Below are 2,481 nucleotides of genomic sequence, written 5' to 3' on the forward strand. Positions count from 1 at the left end.
CAAGTAGCGACAATCTCTTTTACACCGTCAATAGGGCATTGGCGGCTGTCGGGGATACCTTGGGAATTAAACTTAAACATAATGCTGCTTAATTTTGATTAGTTACTTAGTAGCTTGTCCACGAACTCTGATAGAAGAAGATGAGCCAGGGGCACCTGATGTAGTAACAGCTGTCACACCTGCTGCACGTCCTTGAAGAGACTGGTCAAGATTGGTGATTACAGATCCTTTAATAGCATCTTCTCCCACAGAAACAGAAGCACCAGAAAGATCACTTTTTTTCATAGTACCATATCCTACTACTACAACTTCATCCAACATCTCAGTATCTTCTTTAAGAGTAATACTTAAAGTTGTCTGATTTGTTATCTTTACACTTTGTGTTACATATCCAATATAGGAAATCTCAAGTGTAGCTCCTTTGGAAACTTTTAAGGTGAAATTACCATCCAAATCAGTAATCACACCATTTGTTGTTCCTTTTTCCAACACATTGGCTCCAATAATAGGGAATCCATCAGAACCAATAACCGTTCCTTTAATCGTCTTTTCCTGTTGAACGGAAAGAACAGTTTCCGATGATGCAGCTAAGGTCTCAGGAAGTCCTGTCAACATCACCGTAAGACAAGCCCCTGCAATCAATGCAGTTTTTCTAGCATGTTTATTCATAACATTTTTAATTTTAAAAGTTATATAACTCAATCATAGAAAAAACTAATTTAAATGTTTCGTGATGCAAAATTAAAAAAGCATTAAAAGACTTTCTAATATAATTTTATCTTAGAATAATATTAAAAAAAAGAGTCTTTATTAGATTTATGACAGCATTGTAATGATGCAACTGGTCTTATTACATTTATTAATCTAATGATAAAATTTCATTATTTATTTTTTTAATAATATTTATCGTACTAACATCCGAAGCGAACACAGAATTAAGTCCCTGCTGTTCTTGCGCCGGATCTCCTGTATAATCATCTCCTGGTTTCCAATACTCATATTCAGTAGAAGGATTAGCAAGACCTCCCCACCCCCAAAAGTTACATCCGGCAAACAATGTCTTTGCTTGAGCATTCTCATTTACCATATCAAATATAAAATTATAATATGCATCTCTGGCATTCACGAAAGAAGATTTACTGAACTGGAATCCGTCTCTAGGATAACCGAATTCCTCAAGTACCAAAGGCTTTTTATATTTTTCAGCTATAGCCAGATGTTCTTCAATATAAGATTTAGAATACTGTTTTGCTCTTTCAAGATTTTCCTGCAGACTATCTTTCTTAGCCCAGCCCCAATTGTAAGGCCAAATATGTATGTTCATATAATCAACATTAGAATCGGAATGAATTTTTTCAAACAAATCCATATCACCCTCACATCCCCACTTACCTTCACTTCCTGTAGAAACAAGATGATTTGGATCAAGTGATTTAATAAGCGCTGCGGCCTCGCTCATCCATTCAGCAAAATTATCTTTATTATCCTGAAGAAAAGCACGAGGCTCATTACCAATCTGCCATGACATAATAGTAGGATCATCAATGTAACGGACTCCTGTATAACGATTAGTACGTGAAACAACATCTTTCACATAATTGGCATAAAGAGCCTGAGCGCTGTCTGATCGAACAAACTCTCCAACGTAATTCATATATGCAGGATATCCATCTACAGCAGGAACAGGAGCTTTTCCATATCCTGCCCATTCTAGATACTGACCATATCCACCACTCCATTCCCATGAATTGTTCAAATACAACACTGCAAGCATATCTCTCTTACCCATCTCTTGCAAAAGGAAATCAAGTCCGGCAAATATTGTATCATTATATACACCTGGAGAAACTTGTAAAGTAGGCTCCACTTTTGCCGGAACCCCTCTTTTACCATCAGAACCAACCAAAATACGCAAGTTGTCTATACCAATATTTCTTAAAGAATCCAATTCACGACAAAGGCGTTCACGATTTCCACCTTCACCTTCAGACGCCAAAATAGCACCATACCAGAAATTAGTACCTACATAATAATAAGGTCTGCCATTGCGAATAAACTGACCTTGTTCAACTCTAACAAAACTTTGTTTTTTTTGATTCTTAGAACCTGTAGTACAAGAAACTAAAACAGTCAAAACCAATAATAAAATTAAATTACGTTTCTGCATATCTATTAGATTTTTATCGACATTGCAAATTTATTACAATCCTAAGCATAATTATAATATTATTTTATCCAAGAATTATCATTATAAGATAACCTGATGTTTTAAAATATAAACAATAAGAATATAAATTATAAACAGATACAACTGATACAGACACGATATATAATACAACCTAAAGAACATTATCTTAAGTATTTTCATAGTACTTACAAAAAAAGAATTATTCAACACACTTTTAATCTTAGTACATTTTCATCATGATATACAACCATAATATAATTCTATTTATACAATAAGTAACAAACATATCCAGC

General features: G+C 34.3%; 1 protein-coding gene and 1 pseudogene. Both read right to left on the reverse strand.

Features of this window, described 5'->3' with window-relative positions; all coding sequences use genetic code 11:
* Nucleotides 1-108: 108 nt before the first annotated feature.
* A pseudogene (locus tag H6A61_RS15090) lies at nt 109-669 on the reverse strand (carboxypeptidase-like regulatory domain-containing protein); the annotation flags it as partial.
* A gap of 190 nt (nt 670-859) precedes the next feature.
* Entirely contained in the window at nt 860-2,167 is a 1,308-nt protein-coding gene (locus H6A61_RS15095) for a glycoside hydrolase 5 family protein (protein ID WP_204394717.1), read from the reverse strand.
* Nucleotides 2,168-2,481 lie beyond the last annotated feature (314 nt).

This window comes from Bacteroides caecigallinarum (assembly GCF_016901995.1).
Lineage (GTDB): Bacteria > Bacteroidota > Bacteroidia > Bacteroidales > Bacteroidaceae > Phocaeicola > Phocaeicola cellulolyticus.